Consider the following 22186-nt stretch of genomic DNA (forward strand, 5'->3'; position numbering starts at 1 on the left):
AAAAATTGATGCTGCATATTTTTACTTAGTACCTTTTTATACTACGTAAATTATTTTTTTATAGTAGATTTGCATCTTATAACGAGATAAACGAGATTATGTTACAAGTTGCATTTATTAAAGAAAACAGAGAAAAAGTTTTTAATGGGTTAAAGAAAAGAAATTTCGCAAAACTTGACTTGATTGATGAAATTCTTTCTATGGATGAAAGCCGTAAAAAAATTCAATTCGAGTTAGATTCAGAACTAGCTGAAATGAACAAAATATCGAAAGAGGTAGGACTTTTAATGAAAGAAGGAAAAAAGGATGAGGCTGAACAATCCAAATTAAAAACTGCAACTTTAAAGGAGTCTACAAAAAAACTTCAATCGGAACTTAATGAATTAGCTTCGGTATTACAAAACTATTTATATGAAATCCCTAACATTCCTAACGAAATAGTTCCTGAAGGTAGTAGTGAAGAAAATAATCAGGAGATATTTGTACATACTGAAGAATTAGCATGTATTGACAATCCGCTTCCACATTGGGAACTGGCTAAAAAGCATGATTTGATTGACTTTGAACTGGGAGTAAAAATAACTGGTGCCGGATTTCCGGTTTATAAAGGTAAAGGTGCTCGTTTACAAAGATCTCTTATCCAGTATTTTCTTGATAAAAATTCGGAAGCAGGATATACTGAAATTGTTCCTCCCTTTGTGGTTAATGAAGCTTCGGGCTATGGTACCGGTCAACTTCCGGATAAAGAAGGACAAATGTATTATGTTAATGAAGATCGATTATACCTTATTCCTACTTCAGAAGTACCCGTAACCAATATTTACCGTGACGAACTTTTAAATCAGGAACAATTACCTGTAAAACTTACTGCTTACTCTCCTTGTTTTAGAAGAGAAGCCGGATCATATGGAAAAGATGTACGTGGACTAAACCGTCTTCACCAATTCGAAAAAGTAGAAATTGTACGTATTGAGAAACCTGAGAATTCTTATCAGGCTCTAGATGAAATGGTTGAACATGTAAAGGGTATTTTGGAGTCTTTGCAACTCACTTACAGAATTTTAAGACTTTGTGGAGGTGATTTAGGCTTTACTTCTGCAATTACTTACGATTTTGAGGTATGGTCAGCAGCTCAGGGCAGATGGCTGGAAGTTAGCTCTGTTTCAAATTTTGAAACCTATCAGGCTAACAGGCTAAAACTAAGATATAAAAGTGAAGGAAAAAACCAGCTTTGTCATACATTGAATGGTTCTTCTCTTGCTCTTCCTCGAGTTCTTGCCGCTTTATTGGAAAATCATCAGATTAACGACGGAATAAAAATACCGGATGTATTAGTTCCTTACACAGGTTTCAGCCAAATTTAAAATATAAAATTTTGATATTTATTATAAAAAAATTAAAACCATTGTTTCCGGCAAATAAATTTGAAACAATGGTTTTTTTCTTTTTCTATTCTATATACCTGCTTATAGGAAGCATTTTAGTTTTTAACTCAACAATAGTATTAAATCCTGAAATACCTGTTGATGCGTATCTTGGATTTGACAATGCAATTTTTATGAGTAGTATTGTCCGTCATCCTTTGCTAAAGCTCTTTATGTACCCCATTTACATCGTTGCCAAATGTATTTATATTTGCTTTCAACTTAAAGCAGCTACTTTTTTTTATATTATTGTTTTAAATTATTTAGTAAGCTCCTCAATTATATTTATATTTAGATATTTAAGAGAAATTATAGAACTTCCGATTAAAAATTGTTTATTAATTATATTGTTTTATGGTTTTTTTTCAACTAATTTAGTTTTATCTTTCACCATAGAGTCCTATCCTTTTAGTCTATTTTCCCTCTCCATATTTACTTATATTTATACCCGTTCTCTAGTAAAAAAATACGATTTACCTACTTATTTTTATATCCTTTCATCTATTGTTATTGGCGGTATTACAATCACCAATATTTTAAAAACTTTTATACCAGGAATACTAAAAAATAAAAAAAAATCTTGGCTAAAACTAAGTGTGCTCCCTTTGTTACTTGTATTAGTTGCCTACGCATTTTCATTTAAATATATTAAAAAGTCTCTGTTACATTTCATAAGTTTTATTCCTGACAACTTAACTATAAGTGAATATACAGAAAAACTGATTTCTTTATCCTGGGGCTCAAATATACTTTTTTCTTCGTTGTACGTAAATAAAACCCCAGCTTTAACCAGTATTCTTGAAAATACATACGAATATGTTCCTCAGTATATTTATAGTCTATTTTTATTAGCAATGATTATTTTAAGTATGATAGTTAATTATAAAAATAAAGCTGTTAAATTCTTAGCCTTGGCTTTTTTAATTGATGTAGTTATTCATGCTGTTTTCAAAGTTGGCATTACAGAAGGTTATATATATGGAGGAAATTGGATATTCGTAATACCTTTGCTAATTGGATGGTTATACCATTCTTTCATTTATAAGAAAAAAGAATCAAGCATTTTAATATTGAATATTTCTTTATTACTTTGTACTATTATATTAATTGTTAACAATACTATAAGAATGGTAGAATTTATTGATTTAGCAATTAAAAATTTTAAAATATAAAAAAATGACAATCTCTGAAATACAAAAAGAACTAATTAGCGAATTCAGCTTTTTTGATGACTGGCAACAACGATACGAATATGTTATTGAACTTGGAAAATCATTAAAAGCCATGCCCATGGATCAAAAAACAAATGACAAATTGATTAAAGGATGTCAATCACAAGTTTGGCTTAACGCTTATAGTAAAGATAATAAACTATTTTTTGAAGCTGATTCTGATGCTATTTTACCTAAAGGAATTGCTGCTATGCTAATCAGAATATATTCTGGGCAGCCAATGGACGATATATTAAAATCGAATGAAAATTTCATTCAGGAAATTGGATTACAGGAATTTTTATCCCCTACCCGAGCCAATGGTCTCTTAGCTATGATTAAACAAATTAAATATTATGCCATAGCATATTCCGTAAAAAAATAATAATTGAACTGTGAATACTAGCAAAATAAAAATACTGGTTTTCCGATTTTCTGCGATGGGTGATGTCGCAATGACTGCTCCCGTGCTTAAAGAACTTACAGAACAAAACCCTGATATTGAATTAGTCATTGTTTCCAGGCGTTCTTACCAACCTTTTTTTAACTCGGTTTCAAATTCAACCTTTGTGGGTGTTAATCTGGAGGATTATAAAGGAATTGGCGGTTTGAAAAAATTAGCATCTCTGTTAGAGGGTTATAAAGCGGACATGATCGCTGATTTGCATAACGTATTAAGAACTAAAATTTTAAAATTTTTCCTTACATTCTCTGTAAAAAAAATAGCTACACTTAACAAAGGAAGAAAGGAAAAGAAAAAATTAATACAAAAAAATAATAAAACTCTCAAACCTTTGCGACAAATGTCCGAGAGATATGCAGATGTTTTTCGTGAACTTGGTTTTAAAATTCGTTTATCCCACCAATTATCCAGCCAAAATAGTAAATCTTGCCGTATTATAGGTATTGCTCCTTTTGCTAATTACAAAGAAAAAATGTTTCCATTGAAAAAAATGGAAGAACTGTGTCTTCATTTAGCAAATAATAATTACACCATTTTATTGTTCGGCGGAGGAAAAGAAGAAATCAAAATTTTAAATTCATGGGAAAATCTTAATCCTAATATACAATCTATAGCTGGAAAAAAAAGTCTGGACGAAGAAATAAAGTTAATTCAAACACTACCACTAATGATTAGCATGGATTCAGCAAATATGCATATAGCCTCACTGGCAGGCACACGCGTAATTTCCATCTGGGGAGCAACGCACCCTTTTGCCGGATTTTTAGGTTACGGACAGAAAGAAGATGATTGTGTGCAACTTAATACTCTTACCTGCAGACCTTGTTCAATATTTGGGAATAAACCTTGCTATAGAAAAGATTGGGCGTGCATGAATAACTTAGCTATTCAGGATATTTTATCTAAAATATAAACACTTACCCAACTTAATCTATTCTCTATTGTTTTTTGTATTATAAAAGCTGATCACCTCAGAGGGATTAAATGTAAAGATTTGATAAACTTTTTCATCAAATATAAAACTACCAGATTCATTCATGGGATAATGCCTATGAATTTGTAACGACTTCTCATTATTTTTTTCAACAAAAGCTGCTCCTAATACAAAATCATTTTCAAGGGTTAAACATATATGGGTTAAAAGTAAAGTAAGAATCCCTCTTCCCCTGTAACTACGCTTAATTGCAGCCGGTCCATATAAAAATATTTGTTCTTTATTCACTCGTGGGAATATATCTACTACCGACTTATATAACTCTCCTGCGGGTCCATTTTTAATAACTCCACCTTTGGATACAAGAACTACACCTGCTATTTCCCCAAAACTCTTTGCTATATAAACTCCTAAACCTTTAATAAATTTTAAAAGTAAATCTTCATTAATTTTACCTTGAACAAAACCTTGCTTCTTTCTTTCTTCTTCGGATAAATCGCTTCCTTTTGCTTCATCTAAAATACTAAGAATTTCTTTTATATCTTCCTGAACTGCTTTTTCTATTTTCATAATTATTTTTCTTCCATATAAATTTATTAAATAATTAGTTTATAAACTCGGAAAAATTCAATAATTAATTGAACGATAATTTTGTATACTGCAAAATCAGGCTTTATTTAACCCAATAATTAATAATGATTTAACTCTATTACATTATGTCATATTTACAAAAAAGATGTTATTTTAACAGAGCCTAATTTGAATATATAAAAAATTTGTACTTTTGCATTATTAATTATACAGAAAATGAAGGAAGTTCAGTTTAGACAAGCAATATGTGAAGCCATGAGCGAAGAAATGAGAAGAGATCCTTCCATTTATTTAATTGGTGAAGAAGTCGCAAATTATAATGGAGCTTACAAAGCTTCAAAAGGTATGTTAGACGAATTTGGTCCCAAAAGAATTATTGACTCCCCTATCGCTGAAGGCGGATTTTCAGGAATAAGTGTGGGTGCAGCAATGAATGGATGCAGACCTATCGTAGAATACATGACTTTTAACTTTTCATTGGTTGCTATAGATCAGATTATTAATAACGCAGCTAAAATATACCAAATGACCGGAGGACAATGGAATGTACCTATTGTATTTCGTGGTCCTACAGCCTCAGCTGGTCAATTAGGAGCAACTCACTCTCAGGCATTTGAAAGTTGGTTTGCCAACTGCCCTGGGTTAAAAGTGATAGTACCATCAAATCCTTATGATGCTAAAGGTTTATTAAAATCAGCAATACGAGATAATGATCCAGTTATTTTTATGGAATCTGAACAGATGTATGGAGATAAAATGGAAATTCCTGAGGATGAATATTTAATTCCTATAGGAGTTGCAGATATCAAAAAAGAAGGATCAGACGTTACTATAGTCTCTTTTGGGAAAATTATGAAAGTTGCTCTACAAGCAGCAGAAGAATTAGAAAAAGAAGGTATTAAAGCTGAGGTAATTGATTTAAGAACAGTACGTCCTTTAGATTATAACACAATAATAAATTCAGTTAAAAAAACCAATCGTTTAGTATTATTGATTGAAGAATGGCCTTTTGCTTCTGTTGCCAGTGAAATTGCATATATGGTACAACAAAAAGCATTTGACTATCTAGATGCACCTATTAAAAGAATTACAACCGCGGATACCTCGGCGCCTTATTCGGCCGCCTTATTCACTCACTGGTACCCTAACGCATCTCAAGTTACTAAAGCAGTAAAAGATTCTATGTATAAAAAATAATTATTTTTATATAACAAATAGCAATCTATTTAATAAAAAATATCAAGTTTATATTAATAAATTTGTGAAGAAATTAAGGTTTCAGTCAATTTAATGTAAAATTGGAACCTTAATTTTTTATAAATAATAACTTCATCCTAAAATTTATGGAGGAAAAATGTACTTTCTGCGGAAGAAAGAAATCGGAAGTTCAACTATTGATAGCCGGACTAAATGGACATATTTGTGATGAATGTATTGAGCAGGCTCATAACATTATCATACAAGAAGAAAATCATAAAAAACAAGACAAATTCGAACTTACAGTTAAAAAGCCTAAAGAAATTAAATCTTTCTTAGACGATTATGTAATTGGGCAGGAAAAAGCAAAAAAAACTTTATCCGTAGCGGTATACAACCATTATAAAAGACTCTCACATTCCCTCGAACTCAATCGAGAGGTTGAAATTGAAAAATCAAATATATTAATGGTTGGAGAAACAGGAACCGGTAAAACTTTATTAGCTAAATCAATAGCCAAACTCCTTGATGTACCTTTTACCATTGTTGATGCTACTGTACTAACTGAAGCTGGTTATGTCGGAGAAGATGTAGAGAGTATTCTTACCCGTTTACTTCAAGCCGCAGACTACGATGTTGATCGTGCTGAACAAGGGATCGTTTTTATTGATGAAATTGATAAAATAAGTCGTAAAAGCGACAATCCGAGCATAACCCGAGATGTTTCTGGAGAAGGTGTTCAGCAAGCCTTGCTGAAACTTTTAGAAGGAAGTATTATTAATGTACCGCCACAGGGAGGTAGAAAGCATCCCGATCAAAAATATATTCAGGTAAATACACAAAATATTTTATTTGTTGCCGGAGGTGCTTTTTCAGGTGTGGATAGAATTATATCCAACCGATTAAATAAAAATACAATCGGATTCGGCAAAGACAGTGAAGAAAAATTAGAGCAGGAATTAATTTTATCTAAAGTTAATTCTTTGGATTTAAAAACTTTTGGATTAATTCCAGAACTTTTAGGTCGTTTTCCGGTTATAACACATTTAGAACCATTGGATGACGATGCCATGCTGGAAATTCTCACAAAACCAAAAAATGCAATTATAAAACAATATCAGGCATTATTTTCTTTAGATAACATTTCATTAACTTTAGATGATGACGTATTAAAAGAAATAGTTAAAGAAACCAGAAATTTAGGTTTAGGAGCAAGAGGCTTACGAAGCATTGCAGAAAATCTATTTTCTCAAATTAGCTATAACATTGACGAATATTACGGAGAACTTAATATTGACATGGAAAAATACGTTACACTCATGAAACACAAGAAAATAAAATAATTGATTTTTTATTATTTAATAAATTTTTATGTATATTTGCATCGACTAGTATATTTATTTATCATTCAACTATTAAATGCTTAATCAATGAAAATGAAATTTATACCCTTACTTCTTGTATTAGGTTTGGCAACAGCTAACTCACAGATAACCACAGCTTCAGGAGCTCAGGTGTACGTGAGTACTGGAACTCTAGTATATAGTACCGGAGATATCACCGTAAAAAGTGGAACAACAAAATTCCTAAACAAAGGAAATGTAAAAATCGGAAAACTCGGAGATGCCACAACTGGAACTTATAAAGCTGATAGTGACGTAGGCGAAAATATTTTTGTATTGTCCTATGATGATGTAGATCAGTATGGACAGTTAATTATCGAATCTGGTAACGCAGCGTCAGGTAAAATTACAAAACAGTACAATTTAAATATTAATAACCCAGGAGGTACGAATGTATATTTCGGTTCTCCCTTTGCTGGTTACACATCTGCCAATCTACTTAGTGATCTAACAGATAAAAGTGTAACTTCTATAGGGGATTTATCTCGATATGCTTGTGCTGCTTTAAGTTGTAATCCAAGAGATTACATTAATTATCCTGTTTTAGAATGGAGCAATACGAACTTGAGTTTTGATCCTTCTCCGGTAACAACAAATAATGAAATTGTGTTTACTCCCTCTACATTCTATCTTTTTAGAAAGGGCAACAATACTGTATTTCCTGCTACAATAGATTTTACAACTAAGAAATCTTTTACCGGAACTCCATTTGTATCAAACAGTAACGCTCCTGAAATAAAATTTCAAGCAAGAACCATCTCTATTGGAGATAATGCAAGAAATGCATACAGAGTTAAATATTATACGTATTTATCAGACCCTTCCGTTACAGAAATAACCAGCTTTCTTGCTTCAACCACAGAAGCAGCATTAAAAAGTGCAGGTTTCGGAGATTATACGTATCAATTAACTAATCCATACACCTCCAACCTTAATTTAAAAACGTTAACTAATAATTACACTAACATTAGAGCAATTTCCAGTTATAGAAGCATAACTAAAGGAGGTCTTGAACAAACAAGATATGCAGGGCAATTGTTGATAGCTACAGTAGCTGGAGCTGGTACAACGGCTGCTACACTAGTTGGTAATTCCGTTTTAGAAATTATTCCCCCAATGACTAATTTCGAAATAAAAGCAACTTCTGGTGCTTCATCAATTAAATTTGATACTTCTACAAGCCACAAAGTTTTTGATATTAGTAGCTATTTTACAGAGGCTACCAAACCAGATCCAGCTCAAGAAGCATCCTCAAGATCAATGATCAGTGCAAAATCTGTAGATTCTGAATTTACTGGATACCAATTAAATTTACAGTTATTGAATAGTAACCAAAATGAATTTATAAGCAATACCTTTGTTTTTGCATCCCCAACTACACCTACAGGTGCATTGAATGAAGTTGAGGCTTTAAATTTAGATGTGAGTTCTAATACCACTGGAGTATATACAATTCCTGAAGCCGTAACCGGTGGACCAGATCCTAATAATAGTAACACAATGCTTTACATTAACGCAATTAATACTGATGCTGCTAAAGTTGCTATACCTTTAGGAATTAACATCGCTGCTAACGATAAAGATGTTAATTATACTTTTAAAGCAGATTTAACAGAAGGAGGAAGAAAATTATCCAGCAAAAGTGTAAACTTTAGTAACCCTTCAGCTAAGTATTTCATTCATGATAAAAAGACTGGATCAGTTACGGAATTATCACAAGATTTTATATATCCGGTAAAAATTGAAGATGATGAATATACTACTGTAAATAAAGACGGTTCTAAAACAATTAGCAGATATGAATTATTTTGGAGAGAAGTCGGAACAATGGGTACAGATGATATAAACTCAATAGATGGTGTGACTAACGTATATAAATCTGGAAGTGACTATAAAATACGTTTTAACAAAAACTGGAATAAGGCAGATGTTACCGTATTTAACGTTGTAGGTCAGCTTATTTCATCAGAAAAAAATATTAATGCTCAAGATGATTATTTACTACCAATCAAAGGTTCTTCATCTACCATGTATATTATTAAAATAGCTAATGATAAGGGTGAAACAGTAACCAAAAAAATTGTAAAGTAATAATAAAATTTATTAGAAAAAATGAAAAAATTATTTGCCGTAATATTCTTGATGTTAATATATACCCAATCGTTTGCTTTTAATATTTTACAGACAACAATAGAAACTCAAGATGCTCCACCAGCTCCAGGAATTAGTCCTTTTGGTGCAGGAGATCCGGGAACACCCGAAGATCAAACTCCTATTAATTTTATTGTTCCTTTTTTAATTATAAGTGTTATAGCATTATCAGTATATATAGTTAGAAAGAATAAAACAAAAACTATATAATTAAATATAAAAAATTCATAAATTAGCCTTGTTATAATTTAACAAGGCTTTTTTATGAAAAAAATTTTAATTTTAAGCTTGCTAATAAGTTCTTTATTACAAGCTCAGTTTACGTTCAAAGGAACTATAAATAATTATCCCAATCAAAGAGTGGTAGTTAAAATAGCAAAAGCCTTTGATGAATTTTTAATTGGAAACTACACAACAGATACTTCAGGTTCTTTTTCTGTGTCAATAAAAGAAAAATATATAGGTATAATATCTATTTCTTTATTAGATGCAGTAAAAACTTATTCATTTATATCAGACAACACACCCATAAGTTTTATAGCTACTCTTAATCAGGACAATAACTTAGTATTAAATTCACCTGGTAATGAAGTTAACCGTATCTATCAGGAATATCAAATCTATAGTACAAAAAAAGACGCAGTATTACCTCAACTACAAAGTATTCAAAATTTTTATAAATCTACAGATGTTTTCTATATGCCTCTTATTAAAGAAATTTCTTCAATAATTACGCTAAAAGAACCTGATACATCAGCCTATCCATTTCTTACCTATTATATTTCGGCAGAAAATATGATAAAATCAACCGAAGCTGATGATTCTAGCAAAAATATGAATATCATAATTGACTATCTGAAAAATGCAGGTGAAGAATTCGAAACTTTTGGAATCGGACGTTCATTATTACTTAATTATCTACGAGCAACAACAGCTAATACTTCCACGCAACAACAGTGGGAAAGCAATGTTGATACCGGTATTCAAAAATTAATGGATGAAGTAGGTGAAGACACTAGCAGAGGACAAGAAGTGCTATCTGCAACCATAAATTTACTCAATGCATATGGTTTTACAAAACTAGCTAATAAGTTTTTAAGCAGAGCTGAAACCCTGACGTGTGAAATAAGTCCAGACTTAAAAGAAACTATAAATAAGAACAATACCATCAAGGAAGGAAAATTAATACCAAACGTTACGTTTACTCACAAACTAAATGGAAAATATTCTTCTTTGTATGATGTAAAAGCTAAATACAAATTAATTATGGTATGGGCATCATGGTGCAGTCATTGCCAACAAGAATTACCTTACGTGAAACAATTTTACGAAAACTTTAAAAAGGCGGGTGGAGAAATAGTAGGTTTGTCAACAGATTTTGATAAAGAATCTTACGAAAATGTTATTAAAGATTTACCTTGGTTAAACGATTCCGACCTGTTATATTGGGATAGCAAATTTGCGAAAAAACTTAACGTAACCGGTACTCCTACTCTATTTTTAGTAGATCAAAATAATAAAATACTTAAAATATCAGCAAAAATATCAGATATAAATAACTTAATTAAATAATATTAACATATGTCAACAGGAATTTTCGTAGTACCTACCCCTCATAATGAGCCTGTAAGAGCTTACGCTTCCGGTTCTAAAGAACGAGAGTCACTATTAAAAACTTACAAAGAGTTATACAACCAGATTATTGAGATCCCTCAATACGTTGGAGAAGAAAAAATTTTTTCTGGAAATAAAATTGAAATTACTCCACCTCATGACCATAAACATATAGTGGGAGTATACCATAAAGGAAAAGTTGAAGATATACAAAAAGCTATAGATGCTGCATTGGAAGCAAGAAAAAAGTGGTCTGCCATGCCATGGGAGCATAGAGCTACCATATTTTTAAAAGCTGCTGATCTTGCTGCTGGAAAATATCGTGATTTATTGAATGCTTCCACAATGATTGGGCAATCAAAAAATATTTTTCAAGCGGAGATTGATTCTGCTTGTGAGTTGATAGACTTTTTAAGATTCAATACACATTTTATGTCTAAAATATATTCAGAACAACCTTGTTCCTCAGAAGGAATTTGGAATCGTTCAGAATACAGACCTCTTGAAGGATTTACCTATGCAGTGACACCATTCAACTTCACAGCCATTTCGATGAATCTTCCTACTTCTATGGCTCTTATGGGGAATGTGGTTATTTGGAAACCGTCAAACAAACAAATATATTCTGCTAAAATTATTATGGACATACTTGAGGAAGCAGGACTTCCTAAAGGTGTAATTAATATGGTTATGGCTGATTCAGCGGAAACAACAAAACTTATATTATCTCATCCGGATTTTGCAGGAGTACACTTTACCGGTTCTACAAGAGTTTTCAATAGCTTTTGGAATGAAATAGGTAATAATATAAATAATTATAAAACTTATCCTAGAATTGTAGGAGAAACCGGAGGTAAAGACTTTGTGCTTGCGCATGAAAGCGCTGAACCAGTAGCTTTAGCAACAGCTCTTGTTCGAGGTGCTTTTGAATATCAGGGACAAAAATGTTCAGCAGCGTCCAGAGCTTATATTCCAAAAAGTTTGTGGAGTTCTGTAGAACAAAATATGAAATCCATGCTTAATGAAATTAAAATGGGATCTCCGGAAGATAATACTAACTTTGTTAATGCAGTTATAGATCAGGGAGCCTACACAAAAATTAAGGGTTATATTGACCGTGCACAATCTTCGAACGAAGCTGAAGTAATTATCGGAGGAAAATGCGACGATAGCGTAGGATATTTTATATCTCCGACTGTAATACTTGCCAGCAATCCACACTATGAAAGTATGGTTGAAGAAATATTCGGACCTGTTTTAACCATTTATGTTTATGATGACAAAGAGTGGGATACTATATTTGAATTGGTAGATACCTCTACAGAATATTCTTTGACCGGATCTGTTTTTGCACAAGATAGATATGCTATTGTTCAAGCTTCTGAAGCTTTAAAAAATGCATCAGGTAACTTCTATATAAATGATAAACCAACCGGAGCAGTTGTTGGACAACAGCCATTCGGTGGGGCAAGAGGTTCGGGTACTAATGATAAAGCAGGTTCTTACATCAATCTTATCCGATGGGTATCTGCCAGAAGTATCAAAGAAACTTTAGTTCCTCCTGTAGACTATAAATATCCGTTTTTAGAAAAATAAGCTAAGATATTTTTTATATACAAAAATGCAGAATCGGGTTTTTATAAGTTTATAAAAACCCGATTTTTCATATTTTTGCATTATGAGTAATCTAAGTTTACATTCCTCTTTGGAATATGTTAACAGTATAGGCCCAGAAAAAGCTATATTACTTAAACAACTGGGACTTAAAACCTGTGAAGATTTACTCTATTATTTTCCTTTCCGATATGTTGATAAAAGTAAAATTTATACCATTAGTCAGCTAAATTCTTCTGCGGCCGAAATTCAACTAAAAGGGAAAATCACCTCTATTCAGGAAGTTAGTTATAATAAGAAAAAAAGAATTGTTGCAATATTTGAAGATCTTACGGGAACAATTGAACTTGTATGGTTTCAAAGTTCAAACTGGTTGATTAAAAGTATTCCTTTACATGAGGAAATCGTTATTTACGGTAAAGTAACATCTTTTAACTCTAAGCTAAACATGGCTCATCCAGAAATAGAGAAAATTTCAGAGTTTAAAGCCGAATCAGCAACATTGGAACCCGTTTATTCCAGTTCTGAAAAATTACAAAAAAGAGGAATTAATCAACGTTTTTTAAAAAAAATAGTTAGAGAAGTCCTAAATAATACTATAGAAGAAATTCAAGAAAATTTATCAAATAAGATTATTTCAGACTATAAACTTATATCAAGAAAGGACGCATTTGTAGAAATACATTTTCCAAAAAATTATCAATCTCTACAAAAGTCAGAATATCGATTAAAGTTTGAAGAGATGTTTTTTTTTCAGTTAGGCTTTGGCTTGCAAAAAATTTATAGACAAAAAACTACACCTGGACATTCATTTGAGCATATCGGTACGTATTTTAATGAGTTTTATAATAACCATCTTCCTTTTAGTCTGACTTCAGCTCAGAAAAGAGTTATAAAAGAAATTAGAAAAGATCTTCGTCAGAATATTCAAATGAATCGTCTGTTACAAGGAGACGTAGGAAGTGGAAAAACCATGGTTGCACTTCTTTCGATGCTGATAGCTATAGATAATGGTTTTCAGGCAACTTTACTTGCTCCTACAGAGATTTTAGCTATGCAACATTTTAATGGAATATCTGAATATCTTACATCTATGAATGTTTCTGTCTCTCTTCTTACCGGATCCACATCTACTGCTGAAAGAAAAATAATACACAGAAAACTTGAGGAGGGTAATCTAAACATTTTAATTGGGACTCATGCAATTTTAGAAGATAAGGTGAAATTTTCAAATTTAGGTTTGGCTATTATTGATGAGCAACATAGATTTGGTGTTGAACAACGCTCTAAATTATGGAAAAAAAACTCAATAGCTCCACATATATTGGTTATGACAGCCACACCAATTCCCAGAACTCTTGCAATGAGTTATTACAGTGATCTGGACGTTTCTGTTATTGATGAACTACCGGCTGGTAGGAAAGAAATTAAAACTTATCACAGAACAGATGCACAAAGGCTGACCGTTTTTAAATTTATCAGAGATGAAATAGCTAAAGGCAGACAAGTTTATATTGTTTATCCGCTAATTGAAGAAAGTGAAACTTTGGATTATAAAGATTTAATGGATGGATACGAGAGTATCGTAAGAGAATTCCCGCTACCAGAATATCAAATCAGCATTGTTCATGGAAGAATGAAGCCTTCTGATAAAGATTATGAAATGCAAAGGTTTATTAATCACCAGACCCATATAATGATAGCAACAACAGTTATTGAAGTGGGTGTTAATGTTCCTAATGCTTCGGTGATGATTATTGAAAGTGCAGAAAAGTTCGGATTATCGCAGTTACACCAGCTCAGAGGCCGTGTAGGCAGAGGAGCAGAGCAGTCCTACTGCATTTTAATGACCAAGTCTGAGTTAAATCCGGAAGCTTTGAAAAGAATAACCACCATGTGTGAAACTAACGATGGCTTTCGTATTTCTGAAGTGGATTTAGAATTGCGTGGACCTGGAAATCTTTTAGGAACTAAACAAAGTGGTGTTATTGACTTAAAAAAAACAAATCTAGTTCAGGATAAGATCATAGTTTCTCTTTCAAAATCAGCTGTTGATCTATTGCTAACAACCGATCCAAAACTTCAGCTTGAAGAAAATAAAATTATAAAGAGTTATTTTTTGAAACATCATAAAAATCAATTTCATTGGGCAAAGATAAGCTAAATAAAAAAGTTGAATAAATTCAACTTTTTTATTATTATTTATTTAGAAGTAATGATAAATTTTAAAACTTCTTTAATCCCTTTTTCATAAACCAAATCATTCATTTTAGTATACTCATTACAAAATTTATTGTTTTCAAGTAATTTATTACTTGAAAAAGGAGATAATAAAAGAAAGTCTAATGAATTATTGCTATTAATATTTTTTTCATCTTCATCATCTAACCAAGGTTCATTAATAGGGAATGAATGTCCTGTATCATCTTTTTTATATTTTAAATAATGGCGATACGAAGCGACAAAAAAAGCCAGTCGAGTCATATCTTTGTTTTCATTGAGCATCTTATTTAGGTTAGGCATTATATAAACAGGTATTTTTGAAACACCGTCTGCACAAAGACGACTTATCTGGTCACTTACTGATGAATTAGCGAAACGTTCAATTAATACTTGTTTGTATTCAGTAAGATTAATTCCTTCCGGTTCTTTGACATAAGGAGTGATATCTAAATTCATAAAATCTTTAACATATTGAATTATAAGATTATTTTTCATAGCTTCATCAACTTTTCTGTATCCCATTAAAAAAGAAGGATAAGAGAGAAGAGTATGTGAGGCATTCAATAAACTTAACTTCATATTTTCAAATACAGATACATTTTCTGTCATTTGAACACCTACTTTTCCCCAATCAGGCCTTCCAGCAATAAAATTATCTTCTACTACCCATTGTATAAAATCTTCACAATAAACCGGTGCTAAATCATTAATATTATTTTTTTTGTTTAGTCGTTCCTTATCTTCTTCAGATACAGCCGGAGTAATTCTATCAACCATTGCATTGGGAAACGTTACATTAATTTCAACCCATGTCGATAATTCTTCATCTTGAGCTTTTATAAATGATAAAAAAGCTTTTTTAGCTGTATTTCCATTATGTTGTAAGTTATCGCAAGATAAAATTGTTATGGGCTTATTGATTGTATTTTTCCTTTTTCTTAATCCTGCAGCTATATAGCCAAATACCGTTGTAGGTTTATTGTTAGTATTCAAATCTGATTGAATTGATGGAGTATTCAACATAAAATCACCTGAGGATTTATTAATATTGTAACCACCTTCTGTTATTGTTAGAGTAATAATTTTAATGTTAGGATCTGCTATTTTTTGAATAATTTTTTCGGAATCTTCCATAGCCCATAATGACTCTACTATAGAACCTATCATACATGTTTTATCTATTCCATCCCTACCAAAAATAGTAAGACTATACAGGTTATCCTGACTTTTTAATGCTTTGTACAGATTTTCATCTCCAGGTAAAAGACTTACTCCACATACTCCCCAATTCTTTTGATTCGGATCTTCTAACAAAGTATTGATATAATATTCCTGATGCGCCCGATGGAAATTTCCAAGTCCTATATGCAGTATACCGGGTTTAATTTTTTCTCTGTCATATTTTAACGGTAAAATATTATTATTAACAGACCATTTTTTTAGTGTTTCATTATCCATATACTTACGGTTTTTAATGTTTTTAAATTCAGATAATTATGTAAATATAACTAAAAAAAGGAAAGAATAAAAGCTAAAGACACTAAAAATAAAAAGTAAATTATGTAAGCATGAAGATAATCTAAAACTGATGATATATCAAATCAAGCTGTTTTTATCTGCATAATTTAATCGAAGAAAAATAAATACGAATAAGGAAAAACCTAATAAAGAACTTCCTCCATAGCTAAAAAAAGGTAGTGGAATTCCCACAGTTGGAAAAAGACCTATAACCATTCCTACATTGATTAAAAAATGCATAAGAAGTACAGAGCCTAAACAATAGCCGATAACTCTTGAAAAGGCACTTTTTTGAGTTTCTGCAAGGAAATATATTCTCGCTATAAGGCATGAATAACAAATTATAAGCAGACTACTACCGACAAATCCCCACTCTTCACCCACAGTGCAAAAAATATAATCTGTTCTTTGTTCTGGTACAAAACCACCCGCTGTGACACTTCCCTGTTTATATCCTTTACCCCAGAATCCTCCAGAACCTATTGCTGTTTTGGAGTATAACAAATTATATCCCGCTGTATCTCTATATTTTCTTTCCCCTTCATATAACACTAAAATCCTTTCCTTTTGATGTTTAGGAAGCTTTTCAAATATATATGGAGAAGACACACTTATAGCTCCTGAAATCGTCAAAAATATTATGATAAAGATAATATTAACCGGCTGGTTCCACTTAATTTTTTTTCGTAAAATGATTAGAAATAATAGTATTAATAAAGCTAATACTGATATAATTATCCAAGAAGAAATCCAAATGGAGCAGAGAAATAGAATTGCAAAATAAAACCCTATAATAAATAGCCATCCGGACATTCCTTCTCTGTATAAGGCTATAAAATAAGCCGTAAAAACAAGAATTGAACCTACATCAGGCTGTAATAATATTAAAATGATAGGAATAGCAACAATAACAACTGCAATAAGTAGGCATTGCATCTTTTTTATACTAAAATTTGGAGAATCTATATAGTTGGCAAGCATAAGTGCTGTAGAAATTTTAGCCATTTCTACTGGCTGTAAACTAAAACCACCGATTTTATACCATGCCTTTGCTCCATTGACATAACTTCCAAATACCAGTACTCCTGCTAAAAGTAATAGTCCCAAAATATAAAATAAACCTGCAAAGTTTTCAAAGAATTTAGGTCTGACTAAAAATGTTGATGTGCCTACACCCAAAGCTATAAGTAACCAGACAAACTGTTTGGTACCACTAGTGGCATCTACACTATAGATATTAGCTACTCCAAACATGGCTATAGCTAAGTATAAAAATAACATAAGCCCGTCAATTCCTCTAAATACTCTGTTCATTATTTAATCTCCTTCAAAATTATCTAATTCGTTATTTGCTCTAGGCTTTTCTTTTTTATGATTTATTATATTCTGTATTAGTTTTTGTTTATCTTTTGCAGAAATGGTTCTATCTGACTGTATCTTTCGAATGCTATCGGAAATAGCTTGTCCTAGATTAGGCGGAATATATCTTCCTATTCTTTTTAAGTGCTCTATCCACTGACGGGTATACTCAGCTTGAAAATTAGCTTTTTCTATACTTTCTTCCATTGCTTTTCTTTCAATTCCGCCTGTGAGGTATTTTTCTGCAATTAATGAAGCTATTGGACCTGCATAAGTTGCTCCAAATCCGCCGTTTTCGACAACAACAGCCACAGCTATCTTAGGTTTATCCGCTGGGGCTATTAGCACAAAAATAGAATGGTCTTTTCCATGTGGGTTCTGAGCTGTACCTGTTTTACCTTCTTGCGAAAATGATTTAGTGGCTATTCTTCTTCCTGTACCACTTAATACCACCATTTCCATTCCCTTATTAACTATATCAAAATATTTTCTGTCTACTTTTGTGTATTTGGGTTGTGTAAAGTTGGCTTCTGTGATTGGCTTGCCATCAATCGCTTTTACAATATGAGGAGTATAAAAAAATCCTCTGTTGGCAATAGCTGCAGTATAATTAGCAATTTGTAATGGGGTTGATAAAATTTCTCCCTGACCTATAGAGTTGGAAATTATAGTGTAAATATTCCATCTGTCTTTCCCATATCTTCTATTATAATAAGCGGCATCTGGAATATTACCTTTACTTCCGACAGGTAAATCTGTGTTCATAAATTCACCCACACCAAAACTTTTCATAATATCACTCCACTCATTAATGCTTTTTTCAATATCTCCGGGATATTTGTTCATTACTTTAACGTACGCTTCTGCAAAGTAATTATTACACGATTTTTGGATTGCTTTATCAATAGCTATCGGAGTATAAAAATATCCGCAATGACATCCTATCTTTCGATTTCCATAATGAAATCCATGTCTGCAAATAAAGGTGGTTTTTTCATCAATAACTCCCATTTGCATAGCTACCAATCCATTTACTAACTTAAAAGTAGATCCTGGAGGATATGATGCCTGAACAGAACGGTCATACATGGGTTTATTAAGTGAATCTATTTGTAATGAGTATATATGTTTATTTTTATCCCGACCAACAAAAACCGAAGGATCTATAACTGGTGCAGATGCCATAACCAATATTTCACCGGTATTTGGATCCAATGCTACCACTCCTCCTCTTTTATTTGCAAGTAATCTTTCAGCAAGATTTTGTAATTCATAATCAATGGTTAAGGTAATATCTTTACCACTATGCATCTCTTGATCATACTCTCCGTTCTTGTAAGAGCCTATACTTCTTAACTGTCTGTCTTTCTGAATATATTTAATTCCCTTAACTCCTCGTAGGTATTTTTCATATGATCTCTCTACACCTGTCATACCGGCTAAATTACCAGGCATGTAGTACGTTGAGTCAGATTTTATATACCTTTCGTTAACTTCATTTATGTATCCTAAAATATTTCCGGCTGAATGAACTAAATAATTTCTCTCGGGTGTTCTTACTATTGAGAAAGCATTATATTTAAATAACTTTTCCTGAATACGAGCCAAATCTTCATTGGTCAAACCTTTCATAAAGGTCATAGGAACCAACTTGGAATAGCTTTTGTTAGATTTGATATTTTTAATTATTCTTATAAAATCTGGTTTGGTAATATTTACTAATCTACAAAACCCCAGGGTATCAAAGGATTTCTCCATTTGAGATTGAGTAAATGTAAGCTCGTAGGAGGGTGTATTTCCTACAAGAATTTTACCATTCCTATCCATTATGTATCCCCTGAGCGGAATTTGATATTCTGCTTTAATAGAAGTATTTGCAGCGTTAAGTTTGTATTTTTCAGTAAATAACTGCAAATATGATATTCGAGCAATAAAAATAACTGCGGCTAATATCAATACCCATATCATTATCTGAAATTTTTTCATCTTGAAACTTTGTTTTTAATAAATGCATATAGTATTATTATAAACAAGAATGAAAAGGCAGAAGTAATCAGAGCATCTTTTACAATAATTAAAAATATGGAAAGCTTAAAGCCTTCTAGTAAAAACAAACATAAGTGATGTAAAATTATAACCAGATATATATAAGATGTCAGCTGTAAAATGTTTAAATCTGAAAAATGAAACAATTTCATCTCTTTATGCAAATCGGATACATATCTTATAATAGGATTTCTTATATAGGCTATAAGTACACAGGCAAAAGCATTAATTCCACCAGTGTCCATAAAACAGTCTACTCCAAAACCTAAAATAAATGAAAATACTAAAAACCAATATTTATCGGATTTATTATAAGGATAAAATATAATCCATATTATGTATATAATTGGATTATATTTATGAAAAAAAAATATGTTATTAAACACAAAAACTTGTGCCAATATTAGTATAGGTATTATTATAAGGTTGTAAAAAAAGGTTTTATTCAGCATTAGTAATTGAATCTTTCAAACTTTTTATTTCTGCTCTGTCTAATTTATTTACAATATATACATTTTGCAAATTGCCCATATCTTGAAATAATTCAACTGAGATATTCCAGTTTCCAGTCTCTTCATCAATAGTTTTACTACTAACACGCCCGATTAATATACCTTCAGGATATACTCTTGATTTCCCATCTGTTTCAATGGTGTCACCAATCTTTACTCCTACGTATTTAGGTATATCTGATAAACGCATGATACGAAAATCTTCTCCTTCCCAACTTAATGTTCCATAATATTTACTTGATTTCAAGCGTGCATTAATTTTGGTATATTTATTAAGTATAGACATTACTTTGGAATAATTTTGTGTAGAATTGATAATCATTCCTACCACTCCTCTAGATGTAACAACTCCCATATCCGGGCCTATTCCTTGAGAAAGCCCTCTGTCTATAATTAAATAATTGTTAGTTCTGGTTATTGAATTTGAAACAATTTCAGCTGTAGAATAATTATATTTTTGTTTGTATTTAGTGGAATCCATCATCTCGACAAACTCTGGCTTAACCTTAAGGTTTTTCCCTAAAAACATGTTTCTATACTGTTTATTTTCTTCCAGCAATCGTTCGTTTTCTCTTTTGAGATTAAAATATGCGGTCACATCCGATATTTTACCATCTATAAACCCTGTAAATACAATTACTTTATTTTCTAAAAGGGAGTTATGATAAATATTTCTGTTAAATGTGAAAAATAATGCTAATATCTGTAAAAATAAAAATAGTAAAAACCTGCTATTTTTGGACAGAAAACTTAGTAATACAGACATCGAAAAATTATTGTATTAAATATAGATTATTTAATCAGGAAGTTTTCAAATTTCTCAATATTTTTTAAAGCAATACCTGTACCTCTCACAACAGCTCTTAATGGATCATCTGCAATGAATACAGGCAAACCTGTTTTGCGACTAATTCTCTGATCCAGTCCTCTTAGTAGAGCTCCTCCTCCAGCTAAATAAATACCCGTGTTATATATGTCTGCAGATAATTCTGGGGGTGTCCTTGATAATGTTTCCATAATTGCATCTTCAATTCTTAAAATAGATTTATCCAATGCTCTGGCCATTTCTTTGTAATTTACCATAATTTCTTTTGGCTTACCCGTTATAAGGTCTCTACCTTGAACCGGCAAATCCTCAGGCGGATTATCTAATTCTTCTAGTGCTGACCCAACTTCCATTTTAATATGTTCCGCCGTTTTTTCTCCGATATATAAATTATGATGAGTCCTTAAATAATATACGATATCATTGGTAAAAACGTCTCCTGCTATTTTTATAGAATTATCACAAACTATTCCACCTAAAGCTATGACTGCAATTTCAGTAGTTCCACCACCTATATCAATAATCATATTTCCTTTAGGTTGTGTAACATCAATACCTACCCCGATAGCAGCTGCCATAGGTTCATAAATCAGTTTAACATCTTTTGCATTTACATGTGCAGCAGAATCTTTTACTGCTCTTTTTTCTACTTCAGTAATACCAGAAGGAATACATATAACCATTCGGAGAGAAGGATTAAAAATTTTACCTTTTATTCCGGGAATTTGTTTTATGAATTCCCTGATCATATGTTCAGAAGCTGCAAAATCAGCTATAACTCCATCTTTTAAGGGGCGTATAGTTTTTATATCATCGTGAGTTTTACCCTGCATTTGTTTTGCAGTTTCACCAACGGCAATAGGCTTCCCTGTTCTTCTATCAATTGCTACTATAGAAGGACTATCTACTACTACTTTATTATTGTGTATGATTAAGGTATTAGCAGTACCTAAATCAATAGCTATTTCTTGTGTCAGAAAATCAAATAACCCCATTTAACTATTAAAATTGTATCTTATTTATTATTATATTCTTAAAAAACTAAAAAACTACTTCATAAAAAGCTGAAGTAGTGCAAAGATATAACATCTTTATTGAAT

18 protein-coding genes are annotated in these 22186 nt (G+C 31.7%); 11 read left to right on the forward strand and 7 right to left on the reverse strand.

Annotated features, from left to right (window positions below; translation table 11 throughout):
* Positions 1 to 98: 98 nt before the first annotated feature.
* Genes serS through EQ921_RS06800 form a run of 4 tightly spaced genes read left to right on the forward strand, consistent with a single transcriptional unit; the run spans position 99 to position 4011 of the window.
* Positions 99 to 1364: a serine--tRNA ligase gene (gene serS / locus EQ921_RS06785; protein WP_128331078.1), complete on the forward strand. Its 1266-nt coding sequence runs from the start codon at positions 99 to 101 to the stop codon at positions 1362 to 1364.
* An 11-nt stretch (positions 1365 to 1375) separates the two neighbouring features.
* The gene (locus tag EQ921_RS06790) at positions 1376 to 2596 is read left to right on the forward strand and encodes a DUF6080 domain-containing protein (protein WP_128148896.1); all 1221 of its coding nucleotides are present in this window, start codon (positions 1376 to 1378) and stop codon (positions 2594 to 2596) included.
* A 4-nt stretch (positions 2597 to 2600) separates the two neighbouring features.
* Entirely contained in the window at positions 2601 to 3020 is a 420-nt protein-coding gene (locus EQ921_RS06795) for a SufE family protein (protein WP_128148898.1), read from the forward strand.
* A gap of 25 nt (positions 3021 to 3045) precedes the next feature.
* Complete coding sequence (locus EQ921_RS06800) at positions 3046 to 4011, forward strand: glycosyltransferase family 9 protein (RefSeq protein ID WP_128331165.1); 966 nt, start codon at positions 3046 to 3048, stop codon at positions 4009 to 4011.
* Between the two features lie 18 nt (positions 4012 to 4029).
* Here EQ921_RS06800 and EQ921_RS06805 read toward each other — a convergent pair whose 3' ends face one another.
* On the reverse strand, positions 4030 to 4602 hold the full coding sequence (locus EQ921_RS06805; RefSeq protein ID WP_128331079.1) for a hypothetical protein: 573 nt from the start codon (positions 4600 to 4602) through the stop codon (positions 4030 to 4032).
* A gap of 237 nt (positions 4603 to 4839) precedes the next feature.
* Between EQ921_RS06805 and EQ921_RS06810 the strand changes: the two genes are divergently transcribed.
* From EQ921_RS06810 to recG, 7 genes are all read left to right on the forward strand, one after another.
* Positions 4840 to 5820, forward strand: a complete 981-nt coding sequence (locus EQ921_RS06810) for a pyruvate dehydrogenase complex E1 component subunit beta (RefSeq protein ID WP_128148902.1) — start codon at positions 4840 to 4842, stop codon at positions 5818 to 5820.
* Positions 5821 to 5966: 146 nt separating this feature from the next.
* A complete protein-coding gene (clpX, locus tag EQ921_RS06815) occupies positions 5967 to 7163 on the forward strand; it encodes an ATP-dependent Clp protease ATP-binding subunit ClpX (protein WP_128331080.1) in 1197 nt (398 codons plus the stop codon).
* Positions 7164 to 7256: 93 nt separating this feature from the next.
* A complete protein-coding gene (locus EQ921_RS06820; RefSeq protein WP_164875598.1) occupies positions 7257 to 9314 on the forward strand; it encodes a T9SS type A sorting domain-containing protein in 2058 nt (685 codons plus the stop codon).
* Between the two features lie 51 nt (positions 9315 to 9365).
* A complete protein-coding gene (locus EQ921_RS06825; protein WP_128331082.1) occupies positions 9366 to 9584 on the forward strand; it encodes a hypothetical protein in 219 nt (72 codons plus the stop codon).
* Positions 9585 to 9638: 54 nt separating this feature from the next.
* A complete protein-coding gene (locus EQ921_RS06830; RefSeq protein WP_128331083.1) occupies positions 9639 to 10946 on the forward strand; it encodes a TlpA disulfide reductase family protein in 1308 nt (435 codons plus the stop codon).
* A 9-nt stretch (positions 10947 to 10955) separates the two neighbouring features.
* A complete protein-coding gene (pruA, locus tag EQ921_RS06835) occupies positions 10956 to 12584 on the forward strand; it encodes an L-glutamate gamma-semialdehyde dehydrogenase (RefSeq protein WP_128148912.1) in 1629 nt (542 codons plus the stop codon).
* Positions 12585 to 12666: 82 nt separating this feature from the next.
* The gene (gene recG, locus EQ921_RS06840; protein WP_128148915.1) at positions 12667 to 14766 is read left to right on the forward strand and encodes an ATP-dependent DNA helicase RecG; all 2100 of its coding nucleotides are present in this window, start codon (positions 12667 to 12669) and stop codon (positions 14764 to 14766) included.
* Positions 14767 to 14804: 38 nt separating this feature from the next.
* Here recG and EQ921_RS06845 read toward each other — a convergent pair whose 3' ends face one another.
* The 6 genes from EQ921_RS06845 to EQ921_RS06870 form a co-directional block, all read right to left on the reverse strand.
* Positions 14805 to 16283: a mannitol dehydrogenase family protein gene (locus EQ921_RS06845; protein ID WP_128331084.1), complete on the reverse strand. Its 1479-nt coding sequence runs from the start codon at positions 16281 to 16283 to the stop codon at positions 14805 to 14807.
* 138 nt (positions 16284 to 16421) lie between these two features.
* Entirely contained in the window at positions 16422 to 17657 is a 1236-nt protein-coding gene (gene rodA, locus EQ921_RS06850; protein WP_128148919.1) for a rod shape-determining protein RodA, read from the reverse strand.
* 3 nt (positions 17658 to 17660) lie between these two features.
* Positions 17661 to 19688, reverse strand: coding sequence for a penicillin-binding protein 2 (gene mrdA, locus EQ921_RS06855; RefSeq protein ID WP_128148921.1), 2028 nt, complete (start codon positions 19686 to 19688; stop codon positions 17661 to 17663).
* Positions 19685 to 19993, reverse strand: a complete 309-nt coding sequence (locus EQ921_RS06860; protein WP_128331085.1) for a hypothetical protein — start codon at positions 19991 to 19993, stop codon at positions 19685 to 19687. Before EQ921_RS06860 ends, mrdA begins: the two co-directional genes overlap by 4 nt.
* 196 nt (positions 19994 to 20189) lie before the next feature.
* Positions 20190 to 21026 carry a rod shape-determining protein MreC gene (gene mreC / locus EQ921_RS06865; RefSeq protein WP_128331086.1) on the reverse strand — a complete coding sequence of 279 codons (837 nt, stop codon included), beginning with the start codon at positions 21024 to 21026 and terminating at the stop codon, positions 20190 to 20192.
* Positions 21027 to 21052: 26 nt separating this feature from the next.
* Positions 21053 to 22081 (reverse strand): rod shape-determining protein, encoded by a 1029-nt coding sequence (locus EQ921_RS06870; RefSeq protein ID WP_128148925.1) that lies wholly within the window; start codon positions 22079 to 22081, stop codon positions 21053 to 21055.
* Positions 22082 to 22186: the final 105 nt, after the last annotated feature.

The organism is Apibacter sp. HY039 (genome assembly GCF_004023655.1).
Classification (GTDB): Bacteria; Bacteroidota; Bacteroidia; order Flavobacteriales; family Weeksellaceae; genus Apibacter; species Apibacter raozihei.